This is a genomic window from Niveispirillum sp. (assembly GCF_052437035.1).
Lineage (GTDB): Bacteria > Pseudomonadota > Alphaproteobacteria > Azospirillales > Azospirillaceae > Niveispirillum.
Genome location: NZ_JBQVOH010000006.1, coordinates 22,702 through 43,084, shown reverse-complemented (window position 1 = coordinate 43,084; position 20,383 = coordinate 22,702). Strand labels below are relative to the sequence as shown.

The following is a 20,383-nucleotide window of genomic DNA, read 5'->3' as shown; positions in this document are numbered from 1 at the left end:
ACCATGGGCGGTATCCATCATAGGGTGCCGTCCATGGTGCGTCTGCTTCCTGCCCTTGCCGTTTCCGCCCTCTTGTTATCCGTGCCAGCCCTGGCCGCCGACCCGCCGCCGGTCCTCACATACAAGGACCTGCAGGCCCGGCCCAAGGTGACGGGCGGGGTACGGGTGGCCTATGGCAAGGATGCGCAGCAATTTGGGGATCTGTGGCTGCCGGCGGGGGCGGGACCGCATCCGGTGCTGGTGTTGATCCATGGCGGTTGCTGGTTGGGCGATGTGCCGGCGTTCGAATTGATGAACCCGATGGCCAAGGCGCTTTCGGATGCTGGCATCGCTGTGTGGAATATTGAATATCGCCGGCTGGGGCAGGCCGGCGGCGGCTATCCCGGAACCTTCCAGGATGTGTCGGCGGCCATGGAGCAGGTCCGCACCCTGGCCGGGCCACACAAGCTGGACCTGACGCGGGTCGCCGTCGCGGGGCATTCGGCGGGCGGGCATCTGGCCGTCTGGGCCGCCGGGCGCGCGCTGCTGCCCAAGGGCAGCCCGCTATACAAGGCGGACGCCTTGCCTGTGACGGGGGTAGTGTCGCTGGCCGGCATCGTCGATCTGCGCGATTACCGCGCGCGGGGGCCGGCAGCCTGTGGTGGGCCGGAAACGGTGGACAAGCTGATCGGGGCCGCCACGCGAGGGGAGGCGGCCTTTGCCGATACCTCACCGGGCGAGGCGCCGGCGAAAAGCCTGTCTCTCACGCTGGTTTCCGGGACGCGCGACATCATCGTGCCGCCAACCTTCGCTCAGGCCTATGGCGCCAAGGCCCTGGGGCCGGGGCTGCGGGAGCTGGAGATTGATGGTGCCGGACATTTCGAGCTGATCGACCCACAATCAGGCGCCTGGCCCGTGATCCAGGCGGAGATACGGGATCGGTTGCGGCGGTAGGGGGGCGCCGGCGGAGTTGCCCTCACCCTCCCAAGCCTTCCGGCTTGGGCCCCTCCCTCTCCCACGTTCGTGAGCGAGGGGCTAAAACTTCTTCGCCGCTACCCCCGCCGTGCGATGACCGCGCCATAGGCAGGCAGCGTGCCGGATGACAGTTCGGCACCGTTAACGCTTTCCACAGGCACCCAGTTGGCAGCATCGATCAGGCCGTGCGCGGCGGGTTCGGCGGAGAGGTTGATCACCACCAGCACGTCGCCATCGGCGTGGATGCGTTCAAAGGCCAGCACCGGATCGGCGGGCGGGCGGAAGCGGATGTCGCCCCAGCGCAGGGCCGGTTCGGCACGGCGGCGGGCCAAGAGCCGCTTTGTCACCGACAGGGTGCTGTCGGGATCGCCCGTTTGCACGTCCACGGCCAGCGGCAGGTGGTTCTTGTCCACGGGCAGCCAGGGCTTGGCCGTGGAGAAGCCGGCATGGGGCGCGTCCTTGGACCAGGGCATGGGCGTGCGGGCACCGTCGCGGCCCAATGTGTGGGGCCAGTTGGCGATGGCTTCAGGATCGACCAGATCCTCAAACGCCACCCGCGCCTGTGGCAGGCCCAGTTCTTCCCCGTAATAAAGGAAGACGGAGCCGGGCAGCGACACCAACAGGGTATTCAGGCAGCGGGCCAGTGCCGGCGGCGGCACATCCCCGCCCCAGCGGGAAACGGCGCGGGGTGCGTCATGGTTGGAGAAGGTCCAGGAGGGCCAGGCCCCGCCCGACGCCTGATTCCAGCCGCCGATCACCCGGCGCGGCACACCGGCATCCAACTGCTTGTGATAGAGGAAGGAGAAATTATAGGCGGAATGGCAGCGTTTGCCGGGCAGCGTGTAGTCGGCCACCATGTCGAACGGCGCCTCCCCCATCTCCGCCACCATGAAACGGTCGGGGTAACTGTCCAACAGGGTGCGCAGATCCTCGATGAAGCCCAGATTCTCGGGCTGCGAGATATTATGGACCTGCCGCTGGAACTCATAGGGGCGCTTGGGCGCGGTGGCTTCCGGGTTGATGGGATTGTCGCGCAATTCCCGGTCATGCATGAAGAAGTTGGCGGCATCGACGCGCAGACCATCCACGCCCTTGTCCATCCAGAACCGGGCCACGCCCTTGATGGCTTCCTGCACCTCAGGGTTATGCAGGTTCAGGTCCGGCTGGCTGGACAGGAAATTATGCATGTAATATTGGCGGCGCCGGGCATCCCAGGTCCAGGCCGGGCCGCCAAACACCGATTGCCAGTTGTTGGGCGGCGTGCCATCGGGCTTCGCATCCTGCCAGACGAACCAGTCGGCCTTTTGGTTGGTGCGGTTCTGCCGGCTTTCCTGAAACCAGGGATGTTCGATGGAGGTGTGGGAATAGACCTGATCGATGATGACCTTCAGGCCCAGCGCGTGCGCCCGCGCGATGACCGCATCACAGTCCGCCATCGTCCCGAAAATCGGATCGACATCGCAATGATCGGATATATCGTATCCGAAATCATCCATGGGTGACTTGAAGAAGGGCGAGATCCAGATGGCGTCGGCGCCCAGGCTTGCCACATGGTCCAGATGGGCCAGCAGGCCCTTCAGGTCGCCGATGCCGTCGCCATTGCTGTCGGCGAAGCTGCGCGGATAGATCTGATAGATGACAGCACCCCGCCACCAGGGGTGCACGACACCCTGGTCAGGCCCCGCCGCTCCGTCGGCGCGAACCATGTTTGCCGTCACACTCATGATCGAACTCCCCCCGGCACTCAACGCTTGTTCTGTTGCCCCTATCGTAAAATCGGCAGCGTCAGACGGGTATGGGGCGCATACGTATGCGCCTTCATGCTGCGCTGCGACGCATACGTATTTACGGTTGGCGTGGGGGAGAAAGCGGTGATCCTGGGGGCAACGATAAGGTTAACGGAGGACCGCCATGATGTTTCAGCCCAGCCGCCGCGCCCTGCTGGGGGCGCTGTCCCTGCCGTTTCTGCCGCTGCCGGTGCTGGCCGCCGGTGGGGTTGTGCCGAAGCCCGTACCGGTGCCGGTATCGGCGGGCAGCCTGTGGCGGTACGACCTGTTCCCCAGCGCGCTGACGGCGCCGCGCCGTGTCGATGTCTGGCTGCCGCCGGGGTATGAGGGGGGCACGCAGAGTTTCAGCGTGCTTTATATGCATGATGGCCAGAACCTGTTCGACCCGGCCTCCACCCCGTTCGGGGAATGGGGTGTGGATGAGGCCATGGCGCGCCTGTTGGGCGAGGGGGCCGTGAAGCCCGCCATCGTGGTGGGGGTGTGGAACACCAAATATCGCAGCCGGGAATATCTGCCCCAGGCGCCCTATGAGACGGTGCCGGCGGATATTCGGGCTGATTATGAGAAGGGGTCGGGCGGGCCGGCCCTGTCCGATGGCTATGTCGATTTCCTGGTGAAGGAGTTGAAGCCCTTCATCGACGCGACATACCGCACGCGGTCCGGCCCGGCGGATACGGCCATCATGGGGTCCAGCATGGGCGGCCTGATCTCGCTTTACGCCCTGATCCGCTATCCGGCGGTGTTCGGGGCGGCGGGGTGTGTTTCAACCCATTGGCCCAGCGTCACCAATTTCGATTGGATCAGGACGGGTGACGCGCGGATGGTGACCATCGCCGATACGTTCATCGCTTGGGTGAAAGCCAACCTGCTGCGCGCCGGCGGGAACCGGATCTATTTCGACCTGGGCAATGCCGAGCTGGACAGTTTCTATCCGCCGTTTCAGGCCAAGGTGGACGCCTTCATGCCGGGCCTGGGCTATGTCCAGGGCAAGGATTGGGTGACGACGCTGTATGAGGGCGAACCGCATAATGAGGTGGCGTGGCGCAAGCGCGTGGAGGTGCCGCTGCGGTTCCTGCTGGGGGTGTGAGGGGGCCAAAACAAAAAAGGGCGGGTGTTGCCACCCGCCCTTTTGTCAGGACCAACGGTCGGTGCCGGTCCTTACTTCTGTGCCACCTGGGCCTGCTGCGCCTTGAAGTCGCGCAGTTCGGCATTGTAGGCGTTCACGGTTTCTTCCAGACGGTCGGCCACCTGATCGCGATAGGCGGACAGCTGGGCCCGGAAGGACGGCTGCGCCATGTAGGAGGTGGAGGCCGGCTGGCTGTCCAGGCAGGACAGGTAGTTCAGCGACTGGTCCGCGAAGCCGCGGACGGAGCCGGCGACCTGCACCATGCTGTCGCGGGTGGCGGTCGTGCCTTCGATCAGCTGCGGGGAGGCCGGAGCCTCACCGCAGAGGCGCTTCAGCGCGGGGTGAGCGGCCTGGGACTGACCAGCAGCCAGCAGGGCCAGGGCGGAGAGGATCAGAGCGGAATAGAGCTTTTTCATAGCGATACTCACAAAGCTGGAACCGGGGCGGGATGCCACCGACGTTTCGGGCCTTGTACGTTCGCTCCCTTCAATGGTCCGGATCGGGCCGGTACCGTGTTCTTGTGCGGTGCAGTATAAAGCGGTTGCGGTGCAGCGAAAGAGGGAAAGATCGTTAATGACACCGCTGACACAGGAATCTGTCATGCGCGTGCTGCATGGGTTCACGGAACAGCCGCCACCTGGGCCTGCCGCGACTTGAAAGTCTTCAGTTCGGCGTTGAAGCGGGTGACGGTTTTTTCCAACTGATCCACCACCTGCTGACGATGGCTGATCACCTCGCGCCGGTAACTGGCCGACGCCATGTCGGCGCTGCTGGCCGGATGATTGTCCAGGCAGGTGAGATAGGTCATCAGGCGGGCCGTATAGTCACGCATGCCGGCGCCATAGGCACGCATGGCCGTTTCATCGGCGCTGTCACCCTGGGTGACGGAGGGGGCGGTGGGCAGGCCGCCACAGGCGGCGTTCAGGCCCGTGATATCGGCAAGGGCGGGGCCGGTGATGGCCAGGGCAAGGGTGGAAAGGATCAAGGCGGAAAACAGGTTCTTCATCGCGATCCTCACAAAGCCGGACGGCAGGACATGCCGTCATGGTTGCCTTGTTCGCTCGCTTCCCCCGACAGTGCCGCCAGTCCCGTGGGCCGGCGGTTCGTTTATAAGATCAAGCATATGTCGGTAATTTCACTACGCACAGGTATTTAGCTATGCGTAAACAAATGAAAATCATTTTATTAATTCACAAATTCTCATGGCAAGGCATCGCCGCAGGGCGTGGCGCAGCCCAGGCAATTGTTATCGCTAACAAAATCACTTGGTGCCGGGATGGCGGCGGGGGTGGGCAGGCTGAGCAATTGTGCGGCCACGGCCACCGCGATTTCGCCTGGATGCTTGCCGGTGAGGCCCGCGACCCCGATGGGGCAGGTGAGGCGGTCGGGGTCCAGCCCGTCGGCCCGCAGGCGGGAGGCGAATCGCGCGCGTTTCGTATCCGATCCGATGACCCCCACGAAGGGCTGGCCGGGCAGGCAGAGCGCTGATTTTACAAGGCGGTAATCCAGCGCGTGATCATGGGTCATGATCAGGATGTGGCTGTACCCCCGGGTCAGCGCCGCTTCCGGTTCCTCCAACATCTGGGCCGTGACATTGGCGGGCGTTACGTCGGGGAACAGGTCGGGGCGATTGTCGATCCAGGTGACGCGGGCCGGCAGTGTGCCCAGAATGGCGGCCAGCGCCTTGGCCACATGCCCGGCACCGAACAGGGCGATGCGCAGGTGCGGGGGCAGCAGCGGTTCGAACAGCAGGGTGACGCGCCCGCCACAGCATTGGCCCAGGGCGGGGCCAAGGGGATACGATTGTGTGCGTAATTCCGTTACATGCCCGTCCAGTAGGGCACGGGCCGTCTCAATGGCCGTAAACTCCAGTGCGCCGCCGCCGATTGTGCCGTGCAGCGCGTCGGCGGTGACCAGCATCTTGGTGCCGGCGGCGCGGGGGGCGGAACCCGCAACCTCCGTTACCGTGACCAGCACGCTGGGCCGGCCCTCCCGCTGACAATCGGCCAGGGCCGTGATCCAGTCCATATTCATGCGACGGCCCCCGATTGGCGGGCCCGCACGGCCATCAGGACGCGTTCGGGCGTGGCGGGCGCGTCCAGCTTCACCGGGCCGCTGCCGCCCGCCGCCCCCACGGCGGCCTTGATGGCGTGATAGGCGGAGATGGCCAGCATGAAGGGCGGCTCCCCCACGGCCTTGGAGCGGTGGATCGTGTCCTCAACATTGGGCTGGTTCAGCAGGTCGACCTTGAAATGGTCGGGGATGTCGCCGCAGCCGGGGATCTTATAGGTGCTGGGCGCGTGCGTGCGCAGGCGGCCCGCCGCATCGAACACCAGTTCCTCCATGGTCAGCCAGCCCATGCCCTGCACATAGGCGCCTTCCACCTGCCCCCGGTCCAGCACGGGGTTCAGCGAGGAGCCGCAATCATGCAGGATATCGACGGCCAGAAGCTTGGTCTCACCCGTCAGCGTGTCGATCACCACCTCTGACACGGCGGCGCCATAGGCGAAATAATAGAAGGGGCGGCCAATTAGGGTCTCCTTGTCCACATCGATCTTCGGCGTGGCGTAGAAGCCGGTGGCCGACAGCGAGACGCGGGCCAGATAGGCCTGACGCACCAGATCATCAAAGGCCATGGCATGGTGGCCCGCCGTCACCTTGCCATGGGCGAAGGACAGGGTGGTCGGCTCCACACCCCAGCGGGCGGCGATGAAGGCGGACAGCCGGTCGCGGATTGCGCGCGCGGCATTGAAACTGGCCATGCCGTTCAAATCGGCCCCGGCGGACGCGGCGGTGGCGGATGTGTTGGGCACCTTGTCGGTGCGGGTGGATGTGATGCGCACCCGGTCCAGCCCGATGCCGAACACATCGGCAACCACCTGCGCCACCTTGGTGTAAAGCCCCTGGCCCATCTCCGTGCCGCCATGGTTCAGCAGCACCGAACCGTCGGTGTAGACCTGGATCAGGGCGCCGGCCTGATTAAGGAACGATGTAGTGAAGGAGATGCCGAACTTTACCGGCGTCAGCGCGATGCCGCGCTTCAGCACGGGGCTGGCGGCGTTGAAGGCGGCGATGGCGGTGCGGCGGGCCTGATACTGCGCGGTGGTGGACAGCCGATCCAGCAGGCTGTCGGCGATGAAATCCTCCACCTTCATGCCATAGGGCGTCAGGTCACGGCCCGGCCCGCCATAGAGATTGGCACGGCGGACCGCCAGGGGGTCCAGGCCCAGATGATGGGCGATATCATCGACCACGCCTTCAATCGCCAGCATCCCCTGCGGCCCGCCGAAGCCGCGAAAGGCCGTGTTGGAGACGGTGTGCGTCTTGTAGCGGTACGACGTGATGCGGATGTTGGGCAGGTAATAGCAATTGTCGGCATGGAAGATGGCGCGGTCATTGATTGCACCCGACAGGTCCGTCGACATGCCGCAACGGCTTTCCAGGGTGAGGTCGAGGGCCAGGATGCGGCCATCGGCGTCAAAGCCGACATCATAGGCGACCTCGAAATCATGACGCTTGCCTGTCATCACCATGTCGTCGTCGCGGTCCAGGCGCAGCTTGGCCGGGCGGCCCGTGCGGTCGGCGACCAGGGCGGCGACGGCTGCAAACAGGCTGGCCTGGGTTTCCTTGCCCCCGAAACCGCCGCCCATGCGCCGTACCTCCACCACGACATGATTGTCGGGCCGGCCCAGGGCGCGGGCCACCAGATGCTGCACCTCTGACGGGTGCTGGGTGGAGCAGAGGATGTGCATGTCGCCATCCTCCCCCGGAATAGCCATGGAAATCTGGCCCTCCAGGTAGAAATGATCCTGGCCGCCCATGGCGAGGTGACCCGACATGCGGTGCGGGGATGTCGACAGCGTGCCCAGCGGATCACCGCGTTCCACACGCTTGGGCGGCAGGATGTGGCTGTCGGCGGCGCGGGCGTCGGCGATACTGATCACCGCCGGCAGTTCCTCATAGGTCACCTTGGCCAGCCTTGCGGCGGCGCGGGCGGCGATGCGGGTGGTGGCGGCCACCGCAAACAGGCTCTGCCCGACATATTCAACCAGATTTTCGGCGAAGATCGGGTCATCTGCCACCACCGGCCCGACGTCGTTGACGCCCGGAATGTCGACGGATGTCAGGACGGCGACGACGCCGGGATAGGCCCGCACGGCGGACAGGTCCATGGACAGAATACGGGCATGGGCCTTGGCGCTTTGCCCCAGCGCCACATGCAGCAGGCCCGGCGGTTCCGGCATGTCATCGACATAGCGCGCGGTGCCGGCCACATGCAGCGGCGCACTGTCATGGCGGATCGGTTGGTGTGCGGCGGGGAAGGGGACAGCGGCGGGGCTGCGCGGGGGACGGGCGCTCATGCGGCACCCCCGATGGCGCGGGCGAAGGCGGGAACGCGGGTGGCGGTGGGGGGCAGGGCCTGCTCCATCTGCCATTTCAAGATCAGGTTGCCGGCGGCGACCAGCCGGTATTCAGCACTGGCGCGCATGTCGGTCAGGGGCTGGAAATCCTGGGGCAGGGCGGCGGCGGCGGCCTTGGCGGCGGCGGCGTCGAAGGGGCGGCCGATCAGGGTGGCCTCTGCGGTGCCGGCCCGCCTTGGTGTGCCGGCCATGCCGCCGAAGGCCAGCCGGGCCTCCGTCACAATGCCGTCCGACAGGGTCAGGCCGAAGCCGGCCATGATGGCGGAAATATCCTGATCAAAGCGTTTGGAGATTTTGTAGCAGGCGAACAGGCGGTCGGCGCTGGGTTCGGGCACGCGGATGGCGGCCACGAATTCGCCCGGCTGCAACGCGGTCTTGCGATAGGAAAGGAAGAAATCTTCCAGCGGCATCTCGCGCGTCACGCCACCGCGCCGTAGGACCAGGGTGGCACCCAGGGCGATCAGGGCCGGCATGCTGTCGCCGATGGGGGAGCCATTGGCGATGTTGCCGCCCAGCGTGGCGGAATTGCGCACCTGTTCAGAGCCATAGCGGCGGAACAGGTCGCCCAGGTCGGGGTAGAGCGGGGCCAGAATCTCTGCCGCGTCGGTCACGGTGGCGGCGGCGCCGATGGTGATCTGGCCGTTGGCGTGGGTGATAGCGGCCAGATCGCGGATGCCGCCAATATGGATGATCGTGCCCAGATCGCGCATCTGCTTGGTCACCCACAGCCCGACATCGGTGCCGCCGGCCACGATCGTGGCGTCCGGGTGGGCTAGGAGCAGGTCGGCCAGTTGGTCGGACGTGGCGGGGGCGAAGGCCGCGCCGCCATGATGAGACAGGGTTTCGCTGCGCCCGATGCTGCGCAGCAAAGCCAGGGTTTCTGTCATTTGGGCGGTATAAGTATCGGGCGCGCGGCCCATGGCGCGGGCGGCGTCGACAATGGGGCGATAGCCGGTGCAACGGCAGAGATTGCCCGCCAGGGCAGCGTCGATACGGGTTCGGTCGGGGTTAGCGTCGGTGTGATAAAGCGCGAACAGGGACATCACGAAGCCGGGCGTGCAGAAACCGCACTGGCTGCCATGATGGTCCACCATCGCCTGCTGGATGGGGTGGAGCGTGCCGTCCGAGGAGGACAGATCCTCCACGGTGACCAGCTCCTTGCCGTCCAGGGCCGTGACGAACAGGATGCAGGCATTGACGGCGCGGTACTGAATGCTTTCCGCCTCCGCCATGCCCAGCACGCCGACACGGGTGCCGAGCACGATGGTGCAGGCACCGCAATCCCCCTCGTTACAGCCTTCCTTGGTGCCGCGCCGCCCCCGATCCTCGCGCAGGTAATCCAGCACGGTGCGGGTGGGCGGGACGTCGGACAGGGTCACCACCTGTCCTTGGTGCACGAAGCGGACGCAATCGGCCATGGTCTACCAGTTCGTTCCAAAAGAAAGCATGGCAGAACAGGAAACGCCCCCTGTCAAGTCGCTTTACAGAACAATGATGCGGTGCAACATTTTGTTCTGGGGCGGAAACGTCCCCTTGAAACAATCGAACATGAACAGGGATTTCCGCGCATGACCCATCCCAGCAACCGGTCCTTCGGTTCCATCGCAGCCCATGTCAGCCAGGATCGCCTGGCGCAAAGGCTGGCCGATATGGCGAAGATCGGGGCGACGGAGAAGGGGGGCGTCAATCGACAAGCGCTAAGCCGGGAGGATGGGCTGGCCCGCGCCCTGCTGACAAGCTGGGCCACGGCGCGGGGGTTTGCGGTGTCCACGGATGGCATCGGCAACCTTTATGTGCGGCGCGAGGGCAGCGACCCCACCCTGCCGCCCGTGATGACGGGCAGCCATCTGGACAGCCAGCCGACGGGCGGACGCTATGACGGCGTCTATGGCGTGCTGGCGGGGTTCGAGGTGCTGGAGGCGCTGGAGGATGCGGGTGCGGTGACCCGGCACCCGGTGGAGGTGGTGGCCTGGACCAATGAGGAAGGCTCCCGCTTCCAGCCCTATTGCATGGGATCGGCCCTGTTTGCGGGCAAGATGGATCTGGAGATGGTGCTGTCCTGCACCGACGCGAAGGGGGTGAGCGTGCGCGATGCCCTGGCCGAGACGCTGTCGCTGGCGCCCGCCATGCCGGTGCGGGATTTCGGGTCGCCGGCCGCCGCCTATGTCGAGGCGCATATCGAGCAGGGGCCGCGCCTGGAGGCGGAAGGCAAAACCATCGGCGTGGTGCAGGGCATCCAGGGTAGCCGCTGGTTCCAGGTGGAGGTGACGGGCCAGGAGGCGCATGCCGGCACAACGCCCCACGGTGCCCGCAAGGATGCGTTTCAGACGGCGCTGAAAATGGTCAATGCCCTGAACGAATTGATGCATGATCCGGACGATATCATCCGCTGCACCTTTGGCCGGTTCGAGGTGCTGCCCGGATCGCCCAACACCGTGCCCGGCAAGGTGATCTTCACCATCGATTTCCGCCATCCCGACGCCGAACTGGTGACGGAGCGGGGGGATAAGGTGGCCCCGCTGCTCTATTCCCTGGCCGCCCCGTGCGCGGTGGTGGTGAAGGAGACCAGCACGACGGCGCCGGTGGATTTCGATCCTTCCGTGGTGGATGCCGTGCGAGGGGCGGCGTTGGGCCTGGGCTATGCCAACCGCGACATGCCGTCGGGCGCCAATCATGATGCCAAGTTCATGGCGCCCCGCTGCCCCACGGGCATGATCTTCATCCCTTGCAAGGATGGGATCAGCCATAATGAGGTGGAATATGCGTCGCCCGAACATTGCCATGCGGGGGCGGCGGTGCTGGCGGAAACGTTGGCGCGGCTGGCGGGGTAGGGGGCGTAGGTCGCATAAGGGCCGATGGCCCGCATGCGACGCCCGGAAAATCCATCTCAATGTCGCATGCGCTGGCGCTTATGCGACCTACGAAGAATTAAGGTCTCAGGCCCTTCCCATGACCCATCCCGTCCTTTCTATCCTGTCCGACCTGATTGCTATCCCCAGCACCTTTCCGCCCGGCGATACGGCGGCGATTTGCGCCTATGCCGCCGACCGGTTGGAAAAGGTGGGGTATCAGGTGCAGGTGCTGCATCGTGACCGGCCACAGATTGCCAATGTGGTGGCGGAGTGGGCAGGGGCAGCGCCCGGCCCAACCCTGATGTTCAATGCCCATGCCGACACGGTGGGCATTGGAGAGCGTGCCATGTGGGAGACGGAACCGCTGGTGGCCACCCTGATCGAGGGCCGTGTGCATGGGCTGGGGGCCGGCAACTGCAAAGGGTCGATGGCGGCACAGCTGTGGCTGGCTGAACAGGTGGCGCAGCGTGGGGGGCCGGCGCGCGGCAAGATCGTGTTCACCTTTTGCGGGGATGAGGAAAATCTGGGGCCGGACGGGGCATTTTACCTGCGCGAGATCGGCGCGGTGAAGCCCGACATGCTGGTGGTCGGCACGCAGACCGAAAACCAGCTGATCACGGCGGAACGCGGGGTGATGTGGGTGGAGGTGACGGCGCGGGGGCGGTCGGCCCATGCCGGCAACCCGGCGGCGGGCGACAATGCCATCCTACGCCTGATGCGGGTGATGACCCATATTGATGGGGTCATGGCCGAACGATTGCGGGATCGCCGCGTGGGCGAGCAGCAATCGACCATGAATATCGGCATCTTCCGCGGCGGCGAGAATACCAATGTCGTGCCCAACCTTGCGCGCGTGGAAATCGACCGCCGCCTGCTGCCAGAGGAAAAGATCGTCGAGGCGTTTGCGGAGATCGAGGCGCTGGTGACGGCGCATCCGGAGGCAGACCACCTGTCCTGCCGTCTGCTGACCGGTACCAACGGATTCCGCGCGCCGCATGACGGACCGCTGGTCAGCGCTCTCTGTGCCGCCATCGAGGGGGTGACGGGCGCACCGGCCCGGTTCCTGAAAGATACCGGGGCCAGCGATGGCCGCTACTTCGCCGATGACGGGATCGAGATCGTCAATTTCGGGCCGGGTGCCGGCTGGCAAGGCCACAAGGCCAACGAATATGTGCCGCTGGACGAGCTGGTCGCGGCGACGGCGATCCTTGAGGGGGTGGTGGAGAGGGTGCTGGGGGTGGGGTAGGAGCGTGTGGAATATTATAATGCAGAGTGTTATAGTGAGGCGGATTTGACCAATAATGGGTCGATGTGCGGATATTCAGGAACAAGCCCTTCACCCGCTTTGCCAGGAAGGCCGGCATTTCCGATGCTGATCTGACGGATGCGGTCGAGCGGGCATCGCTTGGTTTGGTTGATGCTGACCTTGGCGGCGGCGTGATCAAGCAGCGGATTGCCCGTCCTGGTGCGGGTAAATCCGGCGGGTTCCGTACCATCATCCTGTTAAGAATTGGTAGCCGGGCGTTTTTCGTCCATGGGTTTGCCAAGAATGATCTGGGCAATATCCGCAAAGACGAAGTGGATATGTTCAAGGTACTGGCTCAACAGGTGCTGGGCCTTGAGGATGAAAGGTTGGAGGCCGCGGTGCGGTCTGGGACATTTGTGGAGATTTCGCAGGATGCCGAAGCAATATCGCAGTGACGTGATGGCTTCCATTCACGAAACCGCCGAGGGTTTGCATGGGGCTGGTCTGATCGACAAGCAGACCATGCGGCAGTTCGATGAGGCCTGTCTGACGCCTGTGCAGCCGCTGTCACCGGACGAGATCAAGGCCTTGCGCGAACGGGAAGGGGCCAGTCAGGCTGTCTTTGCCCGCTATCTGAACGTAACCACCGGCTTGGTCAGCCAGTGGGAGCGCGGAGAACGACATCCGCAGGGTGCATCTTTGAAATTGCTGTCCCTGGTCGCGCGACGGGGTTTGTCCGCCGTCGCCTGAACCCAACCTACGCCCCACCCCGCCAAACCCTTCATCCCAAAACCGCATAGCCTGCCCCCAGCTTCGCTATTGCGAATAACTCGCACTCGTGCTTATTTGCGAGCCATTATCAATCGCGGGTGATGTGAGTTATGGCGGCGGGGGTGGAGCAGCAGGGGCGGCGGTCCTTCTGGTTGAAGCATCTGCACCAATGGCATTGGGTCAGCTCGGCCCTGTGCCTGATCGGCATGCTGCTGTTCGCCATTACCGGTATCACGCTGAACAATGCCCGCCATGTCGAGGCCAAGCCCACGACGGTGACCAAGGAAGCGGCACTGCCTGAGGGGCTGCGCGCCGCACTGTCGGTGGGGCAGGGGCCGGTGCCGGCGGCCATCGTTGATTGGTTTGCCGCCGAGATGGGCGTGGATGTGTCCGCCGGTGTGCCGGAATGGTCCGACGATGAGCTGTATATCGCCCTGCCGCGCCCCGGCGGCGATGGCTGGGCCACCATCGCCCGCGAAGACGGCGCCGTCCTGCATGAGGTGACGGACCGAGGCTGGGTTTCCTACCTCAATGATCTGCACAAGGGGCGGGGGACGGGGACTGTGTGGTCCTGGTTCCTGGATATCTTCGCCGTCGCCTGTCTGATCTTCTGCATCACCGGGCTTTTCCTTCTGCATCTGCATGCGGGCAAGCGGCCCAGCACCTGGCCCTTGGTTGGGCTGGGGCTGGTGGCGCCCATGCTGTTGCTGATCCTTCTTATCCACTGATCTTTCAGGAATGAACCGATGCGCACGCTTCTGTCGCTCTCAATGACCGGTCTGGCCGTCACCCCCGCCATGGCGGGCGAATTGGCCGTGACGGTGGAGATCCCCAAGCTGGAGGTGGCGGAATATCACCGCCCCTATGTCGCGGCCTGGATCGAAACGCCCGACCAGCAATTCGTCGCCAACCTGACCGTCCGCTATGACGTGAAGATGCGCGACAATGAGGGGACCAAGTGGCTGAAGGATATGCGCCAATGGTGGCGCCGGTCGGGCCGCGACCTGACCATGCCGGTCGATGGCGTGTCGGCCCCAACCCTGCCCGTGGGCGAAAACCGCCTGACCTGGGACGGTGCCAAGGCGCCCTTGAACGGGTTGAAGCCCGGTTCCTATGCGCTGGTGGTTGAGGCCGCGCGCGAGGTGGGCGGGCGCGAGCTGATCCGCGTGCCGTTTGATTGGAACGGCAAGCCTGTGAAGGCAGAGGCCAAGGGCGAGACGGAGCTGGGCCGTGTTGCGGTCGAGGTTAAGGGTTAAAAGCCCCCAATTTTGTTAATCGATGGATCAAGGAGTTTTCCCCATGAAGTCGCTGCTGACCCGCGCCACGCTGGCGCTGACGCTTGCCATCTCCATCGCCGGTCCGGCGGCGGCGCATCGGCAATGGATGCTGCCGTCTGCCACCGTCCTGTCGGGTCAGGACCCGTGGATCACGGTCGATGCCGCCGTGTCCAACGACCTGTTCTATTTTGAACATGTGCCGCTGCGCTTGGACGGTCTGACCGTCACCAACCCGGATGGGTCGGTCGGTACCGCGGAGAACCAGGCGACGGGTAAGTATCGCAGCACTTTCGATGTCCATCTGACGCAGCCCGGCACCTATAAGGTGGCTTTGGCCAGCGGCGGCATCATGGCCAGTTGGGAAGAGAATGGGCAGCGCAAGCGCTGGCGCGGTACGGCGGAAACCTTCGCCAAGGAAGTGCCGGCCAATGCCGAGAAGTTGCAGGTGACGGAAGGGGCGCGGCGCCTGGAATTCTTCGCCACGTCGGGCAAGCCCACCGAAACCGTGCTGAAGCCCACGGGCAAGGGTCTGGAACTGTCGCCCGTCACCCATCCGAACGACCTGTTCGCGGGTGAGAAGGCCAGCTTCAAGCTGCTGCTGGATGGCAAGCCGGCATCGGAGGTGGAGGTCACGGTCATTCCCGGCGGCATCCGCTATCGCAACGATCTGGGCGAGATGAAGGTGAAGACCGACAAGGACGGCGCCTTTACCATCACTTGGCCGACGCCGGGCATGTATTGGATGACCGCCCAGACCGAGGACAAGAAGACGACCGTGCCGCAGGCGAACAAGCGCTCGGCCAGCTATACCGCGACGTTCGAGGTGCTGGCGCAGTAAGGGGCTTTGAACGGCGCTTGTTGCCCTCACCCTCCCAAGCCTTCCGGCTTGGGGCTCGCCCGCGTCAGCGGGTGGGAGGGTGAGGGAGCGACGGTGCCAGTTGGCCGATCCACGATGAAACCCAACACCCTGCGCCTGATCCTGCCCCTTGACGCGCCAGAGGCCATGCTGCCGCCGGCGGATGCGCCTGTGGTGCGCCTGTCGGGGACGGCCATGGGCACCTATTGGTCGGTCGCCCTGATCGCGCCGACGGGGCCGGAGGCGTTGGTCCTGCGGCGAGGGATCGTTGGCATCCTGGATCGGGTGGTGGCGGTGATGAGCCATTGGGACCGGGCCAGCGACTTGTGCCGGTATAATGACAGCCCGCGCGGCTGGGTGCCGGTTGATCCGTCGCTGTGCGCGGTGCTGTCGGCGGCGCGGCAGCTGTCGGCGGATAGCGGGGGTGCCTATGATCCGGCCATCGGTGGGTTGGTCGATGCCTGGGGCTTTGGTCCGCCGGGGCCGGTGGCGTGCCCGCCGCCCGACGAACGGATATCGGCCCTGCTGTCGGGGCCGTGCTGGGCCGATATCCGTATCGATGCGGGAAGGCTGTGGCAGCCGGGGGGCCTGCGCCTGGACCTTTCCTCCATCGCCAAGGGCCATGCCGTGGATTGCGTGGCGCGATATCTGATGGAACAGGGCGTGGTCAGTTATCTGGTCGACATTGGCGGGGAGTTGCGGGGCTGGGGCATCCGGCATGATGCGGCCCCCTGGTGGGTGGATGTGGACCGGGCCACAGGCCGCGATGGCAGGCCGGGCGGCAGGTTGACGCGTATCGCCCTGCATGGACTGTCTGTCGCGACCAGCGGGGACAGCAACCGGTTCATGACGGGTCCCGACGGAAGGCGCCTGTCGCATTCGCTGGACCCACGTACGGGGTGGCCGGTGCCCGATGATCTGGCCGCCGTTACGGTGCTGCATGCCGACTGTATGATGGCCGACGCGCTGGCCACTGCCCTGACCGTGCTGGGGCCGGAGGAAGGCCCCGACTGGGCGGCGGCGCGGGGGATCATGGCCCTGTTCGTGCGGCGGGTGGGGGCGGGCGTGGTGGAGATCATGACCCCGGCCTTGGCCGCGTTGGCGGAGGAAGGGTGATGGACCGCACTCTGCTGGCGGCACTGGTCCTGCTGACCTATGCCCTGTTCTGCGCCGTCATTTTTCGCCGGCATGCGGCCCGCAACCGCCCGGTGGCGGCGGGGGAGGGCATCCTGGTCGCTTATGCCACGCAGACGGGCTTTGCCGAGGAACTGGCCCGGCGGACGGTGGCCGGTCTGCTGGATGCCGGGCAGAAGGCCTGGGTGGAAGCCATTGACCGGTTGGATGCCGTCCGCCTGTCGGGTCTGGACCGCGCCCTGTTTATCGTGTCCACCACGGGGGAGGGGGACGCGCCCGACCATGCGGCGGGCTTCGTGCGCAAGGTGATGGGAGCAGGGGCGGCTTTGTCGGGCCTGCGCTATGGTGTGCTGGCGCTGGGCGACCGGGATTATGCGGGTTTCTGCGCCTTTGGGCATGCGCTTGACGGCTGGCTGCGGCGGCAGGGGGCACAGCCCCTGTTCGATCTGGTTGAGGTGGATGATGGCGATGCCGGCGCGCTGCGCCATTGGCAGCATCATCTGGGCCAGATGGCCGGCCATGTGCATCTGGCCGACTGGACCCCGCCGGATTATCAGGATTGGGTGTTGAGCGAGCGCCGGCACCTGAATCCCGGCAGTCCGGGCGGGCCGGTTTTCCACCTGCGCCTGACGCCGCCGGCGGGCGGGCAGGTGGACTGGCAGGCCGGGGACATTGCCGAGATCGGCCCCTGCAACCCGCCCGACGCCGTGGCTGCCGCCCTGATCGCAGCGGGTGGGGAGCGGGCGGAGACGCGGGACGGCGTGACGCGGCCTTTGTCGCGCTGGCTGTCGGAAACCATCCTACCGGGGGGCCATGACCCGCTGCCTCACCGCGAATATTCCATCGCCAGCCTGCCCGCCGATGGCACGCTGGACCTTGTGGTGCGGCGCGTGACGGGGCCGGATGGGCGGCTGGGCCTGGGGTCGGGGTGGCTGACGCGGCATGCGGCGCCGGGCGGCACGGTGCGCCTGCGCCTGCGCCGCAATGCCGGGTTCCACCCGCCGCCCGATGACCGACCCTTGATCCTGATCGGCAATGGCACCGGCATCGCGGGGCTGCGCGCGCATCTGAAGGCGCGGGCGGCGGCTGGGCGGGGGCGCAACTGGCTGTTGTTCGGGGAACGCAAGGCGGCGCATGACAGTCTGTTTGCGGACGAATTGTCGGCATGGCGGGCGGCGGGGGTTCTGGACCGGCTGGATCTGGCATTTTCCCGCGATGGGGAACAGCCGCTCTATGTCCAGCATCTGCTGGCCGCAGCGGGGGATCAGGTGGCGGCGTGGGTCGCGGAGGGAGCGGCGATCTATGTCTGCGGCAGCCTGGAGGGCATGGCGGGCGGGGTGCATGCCGTTCTGACCGAGTTGCTGGGGGCCGAGACGCTGGAGGAACTGGCGGCGACGCGGCGGTACTGCCGGGATGTTTATTGAGGGGAATATCACTTTATCTTACTTGCAAATCATTCTTAATATCATATTCTGTTTTCCAGTTTAACCCTATTGCCCGGAGAGCGTGATGCGCATCCTTTCCGCCGGATATCTTGCTGCCCTGCTAGCCCTCACCGGCCCCGCTGCAGCCCATACCGGCTATCTGCTGCCCAATCTGTTCAACACGCCGCAGCGCGATCATGTGACGGTGGAGGCGTCGTTCACCGAAGAGATGTTCACGCCCGACATCGTAATGAAGGCGGATGAATATCATGTCGTCACGCCGGCGGGGGCGAAGGTGAAGCCCACCGTCACTTATCTGCGCGATCTGGCGGTGTTTGAGGTGGAGTTGCCGGAGGCCGGTACCTATCGCATTTCCACGGGTCTGCGCGCGGGGGCCACGCGCAAGATGGCGCTGGTGGCCGGCAAGTGGGAGCCGGTGCGCGAGCGCGAAGGGGCGCCGGCAGGGGCGCGGGTGGCGGATGCACAGAGCATCACGCGGTCAGATGTCTATGTCAGCAAGGGTCCCGCCAGCGACAAGGCGCTGGTGCCCGCCGGGGTGGGGTTAGAGATTGTGCCGATGGCCCATCCCAACCGGCTGGATGCGGGCGGGGCGCTGCCGGTGCGGTTGCTGCTGGATGGCAAGCCGGTGGCCGGCGTGACGATCAGCCTGCAAGGCCCCAAGCTGCCCGATGAGGAGGATGCCAAGGCCGTGACGGTGGCGACCGACAAGGATGGCAAGGCCAGCATCGCCCTGCCGCACGACGGCACCTTCCTGCTGCTGGCCCGGCACCGGGTGGAGGCGGCGGACGGGCCGGTGGCAGTGAAGAGCCACAGCGCCACCCTGACCTTTGCTGTTGGGTCGTAAAAGGCAACGCCACCTTCGGCATATACACGCGCTGATATCTGATCTGCTACTCTGACCATGGTTTCAAGATCGGGAGCGGATGAATGCTGACGGGTACGGCCGGATTGCTGCGGTTGCTGGCCGAGGGGGACAGTCGGGGGACGGCTGTGCTGGTCGATCTGCGCGATGTCCCCTATGCCGAGAACCCGCTGTTCCGGCATTCCATCGTGCATCTGCTGGATAATTTCGCGGCACAGTTCCAGCCGGAAGTTGTGGATGTCGGGCGCTATGCGCAGGTCTTCCTGTTCACCGATACCAACGCCCATCCCTTCATCGCCAAGCTGAAGGCCGTGGCGGCGGATTTCGCCGAGCAGCATATGGGTGCGCCGCGCTTTTCCATCCACCATCTGCCGCATGAGGCGGGGCGGCTGTCGGCCCTGCTGAAAAGGCTGGTGCCGGTGGGGGCCGCAAACGCAGAGGATGAGGCGGAGGCGCCGGCCCTGAGTGCCGTTGAGCATCAGCAACTGGCCGGTGTGCAGAAGCTCGCCGTCTATGAACAGGTGCTGGCCGGGGCAGATGTGTCATCGCTGGTCCGGGAAAGCCCGGTCTGGCGGTGGACGCCGTCAGGCGTGTGGAACCTGGAGTTCGGCGAGGTGACGGTGGCGCTGGACCATCTGGAACGTGCCGTGGGCACGCCGCTGCGCCGTGACCCCTGGCTGCTGGAACAGATCACACCCGTCCTGGACCGCCGCACCATCCGGCATTTCCAGCATGAGCCATCACGCCTTTACAGCCCACACAGCATGAACCTGCAATGGCGTTCGGTGCTGGACCCGCTGTTCCTGGATTTTGTACGCGACCTGACCTATGACCAGCGCCGCAACCTGATCGTGGAAATCTCTGCCATCGGTGCGGGCCTCACCGCCGAGGGGTTGAATGAGGCCATCGACACGCTGCGCCTGTGGGATTGCCGGATCGCTATCGACCATCTGTCGCTGCGCCATGAGGAGCCGGGATATCTGCCGCTGGAAGCTGTGGATTATCTGAAGCTGGACCTGATGGGCATCGGCGGGGAGGGGGCGGTGCCGCCGCTGCCCGACTGGATGCGGACCTTCGGGGTAGGGCGGGTCGTGGCGATCCATCCGCGTGATGCCGGCGTCTTGCGGGCGTGTCTGGGCATGGGGCTGGTGCTGGTGGAACAGCGCGACCGCCCGGTGGGGTGAGGGGGGATGTGATGCGGCTTGCGGTATCGGGCCTGTTGCTGGCCGTGGCTGCCCTGCCGGCATCGGCGGCACCGGAGAATTGCTTCGTGCCGGAGGTTCACGGCACCACGCGGGTCCTGGTCTATATCGGCGACCGCAAATGCGTTGAGCTGCGGGAGCCGGAAACGCTGAACGGCATCTGGATCAACCAGTTCGAAGGCTCGGTCTTTCACGAAGGTGTGGATGATCTGGCGAAGGCGCGAACGGTGAGATCGCGTGTCTGGCTGAGCATGGATGATCAGACGGTGAAGCCGGCGGGGTTTGTGCCGGCGCGGGGGCATGCCTATCAATTCACGATCATCGCGCGGAAGGCCAAGGGCATGAACCGCCCGCCCCTTGAGGGATACGGTCATTTCGGCGCCTCTGCCGGCCTTGTCCTGGTGGATGAGGTCGTGGCGTGGAAGGATTTGGGTAAGGTCGGCTACTAAT

Annotated in this window: 20 protein-coding genes; 14 read left to right on the top strand and 6 right to left on the bottom strand. The window is 65.3% G+C overall.

Going from position 1 to position 20,383, the window contains the following annotated elements; translation table 11 throughout:
• Positions 1-33 precede the first annotated feature (33 nt).
• Positions 34-933, top strand: coding sequence for an alpha/beta fold hydrolase (locus ACT6Q8_RS15780; RefSeq protein ID WP_444732941.1), 900 nt, complete (start codon positions 34-36; stop codon positions 931-933).
• A 98-nt stretch (positions 934-1,031) separates the two neighbouring features.
• On the opposite strand, the gene ACT6Q8_RS15775 is transcribed toward ACT6Q8_RS15780, so the two are convergent.
• Complete coding sequence (locus ACT6Q8_RS15775) at positions 1,032-2,678, bottom strand: alpha-glucosidase family protein (protein WP_444732940.1); 1,647 nt, start codon at positions 2,676-2,678, stop codon at positions 1,032-1,034.
• Positions 2,679-2,865: 187 nt separating this feature from the next.
• On the opposite strand from ACT6Q8_RS15775, the gene ACT6Q8_RS15770 reads away from it, so the two are divergent.
• Positions 2,866-3,828, top strand: a complete 963-nt coding sequence (locus tag ACT6Q8_RS15770) for an alpha/beta hydrolase (RefSeq protein WP_444732939.1) — start codon at positions 2,866-2,868, stop codon at positions 3,826-3,828.
• A gap of 71 nt (positions 3,829-3,899) precedes the next feature.
• Here the strand turns inward: ACT6Q8_RS15770 and ACT6Q8_RS15765 are convergent, their stop codons facing one another.
• The 5 genes from ACT6Q8_RS15765 to xdhA all read right to left on the bottom strand — a co-directional run bounded on the left by ACT6Q8_RS15765 (position 3,900) and on the right by xdhA (position 9,706).
• Entirely contained in the window at positions 3,900-4,295 is a 396-nt protein-coding gene (locus ACT6Q8_RS15765) for a hypothetical protein (protein WP_444732938.1), read from the bottom strand.
• Positions 4,296-4,486: 191 nt separating this feature from the next.
• Entirely contained in the window at positions 4,487-4,873 is a 387-nt protein-coding gene (locus ACT6Q8_RS15760) for a hypothetical protein (protein WP_444732937.1), read from the bottom strand.
• A 194-nt stretch (positions 4,874-5,067) separates the two neighbouring features.
• Positions 5,068-5,901, bottom strand: a complete 834-nt coding sequence (gene xdhC, locus ACT6Q8_RS15755) for a xanthine dehydrogenase accessory protein XdhC (RefSeq protein ID WP_444732936.1) — start codon at positions 5,899-5,901, stop codon at positions 5,068-5,070.
• A complete protein-coding gene (xdhB, locus tag ACT6Q8_RS15750; protein ID WP_444732935.1) occupies positions 5,898-8,228 on the bottom strand; it encodes a xanthine dehydrogenase molybdopterin binding subunit in 2,331 nt (776 codons plus the stop codon). Before xdhB ends, xdhC begins: the two co-directional genes overlap by 4 nt.
• Positions 8,225-9,706, bottom strand: coding sequence for a xanthine dehydrogenase small subunit (gene xdhA, locus ACT6Q8_RS15745; RefSeq protein WP_444732934.1), 1,482 nt, complete (start codon positions 9,704-9,706; stop codon positions 8,225-8,227). The genes xdhB and xdhA overlap by 4 nt, the downstream gene beginning before the upstream one ends.
• A 150-nt stretch (positions 9,707-9,856) precedes the next feature.
• On the opposite strand from xdhA, the gene ACT6Q8_RS15740 reads away from it, so the two are divergent.
• From ACT6Q8_RS15740 to ACT6Q8_RS15685, 12 genes are all read left to right on the top strand, one after another.
• On the top strand, positions 9,857-11,119 hold the full coding sequence (locus tag ACT6Q8_RS15740) for a Zn-dependent hydrolase (RefSeq protein WP_054168409.1): 1,263 nt from the start codon (positions 9,857-9,859) through the stop codon (positions 11,117-11,119).
• A gap of 118 nt (positions 11,120-11,237) precedes the next feature.
• The gene (locus ACT6Q8_RS15735; protein WP_444732933.1) at positions 11,238-12,386 is read left to right on the top strand and encodes a M20 family metallopeptidase; all 1,149 of its coding nucleotides are present in this window, start codon (positions 11,238-11,240) and stop codon (positions 12,384-12,386) included.
• Positions 12,387-12,451: 65 nt separating this feature from the next.
• On the top strand, positions 12,452-12,841 hold the full coding sequence (locus tag ACT6Q8_RS15730; RefSeq protein ID WP_444732932.1) for a type II toxin-antitoxin system RelE/ParE family toxin: 390 nt from the start codon (positions 12,452-12,454) through the stop codon (positions 12,839-12,841).
• A gap of 4 nt (positions 12,842-12,845) precedes the next feature.
• A complete protein-coding gene (locus ACT6Q8_RS15725; RefSeq protein ID WP_444732931.1) occupies positions 12,846-13,136 on the top strand; it encodes a helix-turn-helix domain-containing protein in 291 nt (96 codons plus the stop codon).
• Between the two features lie 131 nt (positions 13,137-13,267).
• Positions 13,268-13,885 (top strand): PepSY-associated TM helix domain-containing protein, encoded by a 618-nt coding sequence (locus ACT6Q8_RS15720; protein ID WP_054168407.1) that lies wholly within the window; start codon positions 13,268-13,270, stop codon positions 13,883-13,885.
• 18 nt (positions 13,886-13,903) lie between these two features.
• The gene (locus tag ACT6Q8_RS15715) at positions 13,904-14,413 is read left to right on the top strand and encodes a DUF2271 domain-containing protein (RefSeq protein ID WP_054168406.1); all 510 of its coding nucleotides are present in this window, start codon (positions 13,904-13,906) and stop codon (positions 14,411-14,413) included.
• Between the two features lie 43 nt (positions 14,414-14,456).
• The gene (locus ACT6Q8_RS15710) at positions 14,457-15,272 is read left to right on the top strand and encodes a DUF4198 domain-containing protein (protein ID WP_444732930.1); all 816 of its coding nucleotides are present in this window, start codon (positions 14,457-14,459) and stop codon (positions 15,270-15,272) included.
• Positions 15,273-15,386: 114 nt separating this feature from the next.
• Positions 15,387-16,406, top strand: a complete 1,020-nt coding sequence (locus ACT6Q8_RS15705; protein ID WP_444732929.1) for an FAD:protein FMN transferase — start codon at positions 15,387-15,389, stop codon at positions 16,404-16,406.
• Entirely contained in the window at positions 16,406-17,848 is a 1,443-nt protein-coding gene (locus tag ACT6Q8_RS15700) for a sulfite reductase subunit alpha (RefSeq protein WP_444732928.1), read from the top strand. The genes ACT6Q8_RS15705 and ACT6Q8_RS15700 overlap by 1 nt, the downstream gene beginning before the upstream one ends.
• An 85-nt stretch (positions 17,849-17,933) precedes the next feature.
• Entirely contained in the window at positions 17,934-18,713 is a 780-nt protein-coding gene (locus ACT6Q8_RS15695) for a DUF4198 domain-containing protein (RefSeq protein ID WP_444732927.1), read from the top strand.
• Positions 18,714-18,796: 83 nt separating this feature from the next.
• Entirely contained in the window at positions 18,797-19,915 is a 1,119-nt protein-coding gene (locus ACT6Q8_RS15690) for a hypothetical protein (protein WP_444732926.1), read from the top strand.
• A gap of 11 nt (positions 19,916-19,926) precedes the next feature.
• Complete coding sequence (locus tag ACT6Q8_RS15685; RefSeq protein WP_156344630.1) at positions 19,927-20,382, top strand: hypothetical protein; 456 nt, start codon at positions 19,927-19,929, stop codon at positions 20,380-20,382.
• Position 20,383: the final 1 nt, after the last annotated feature.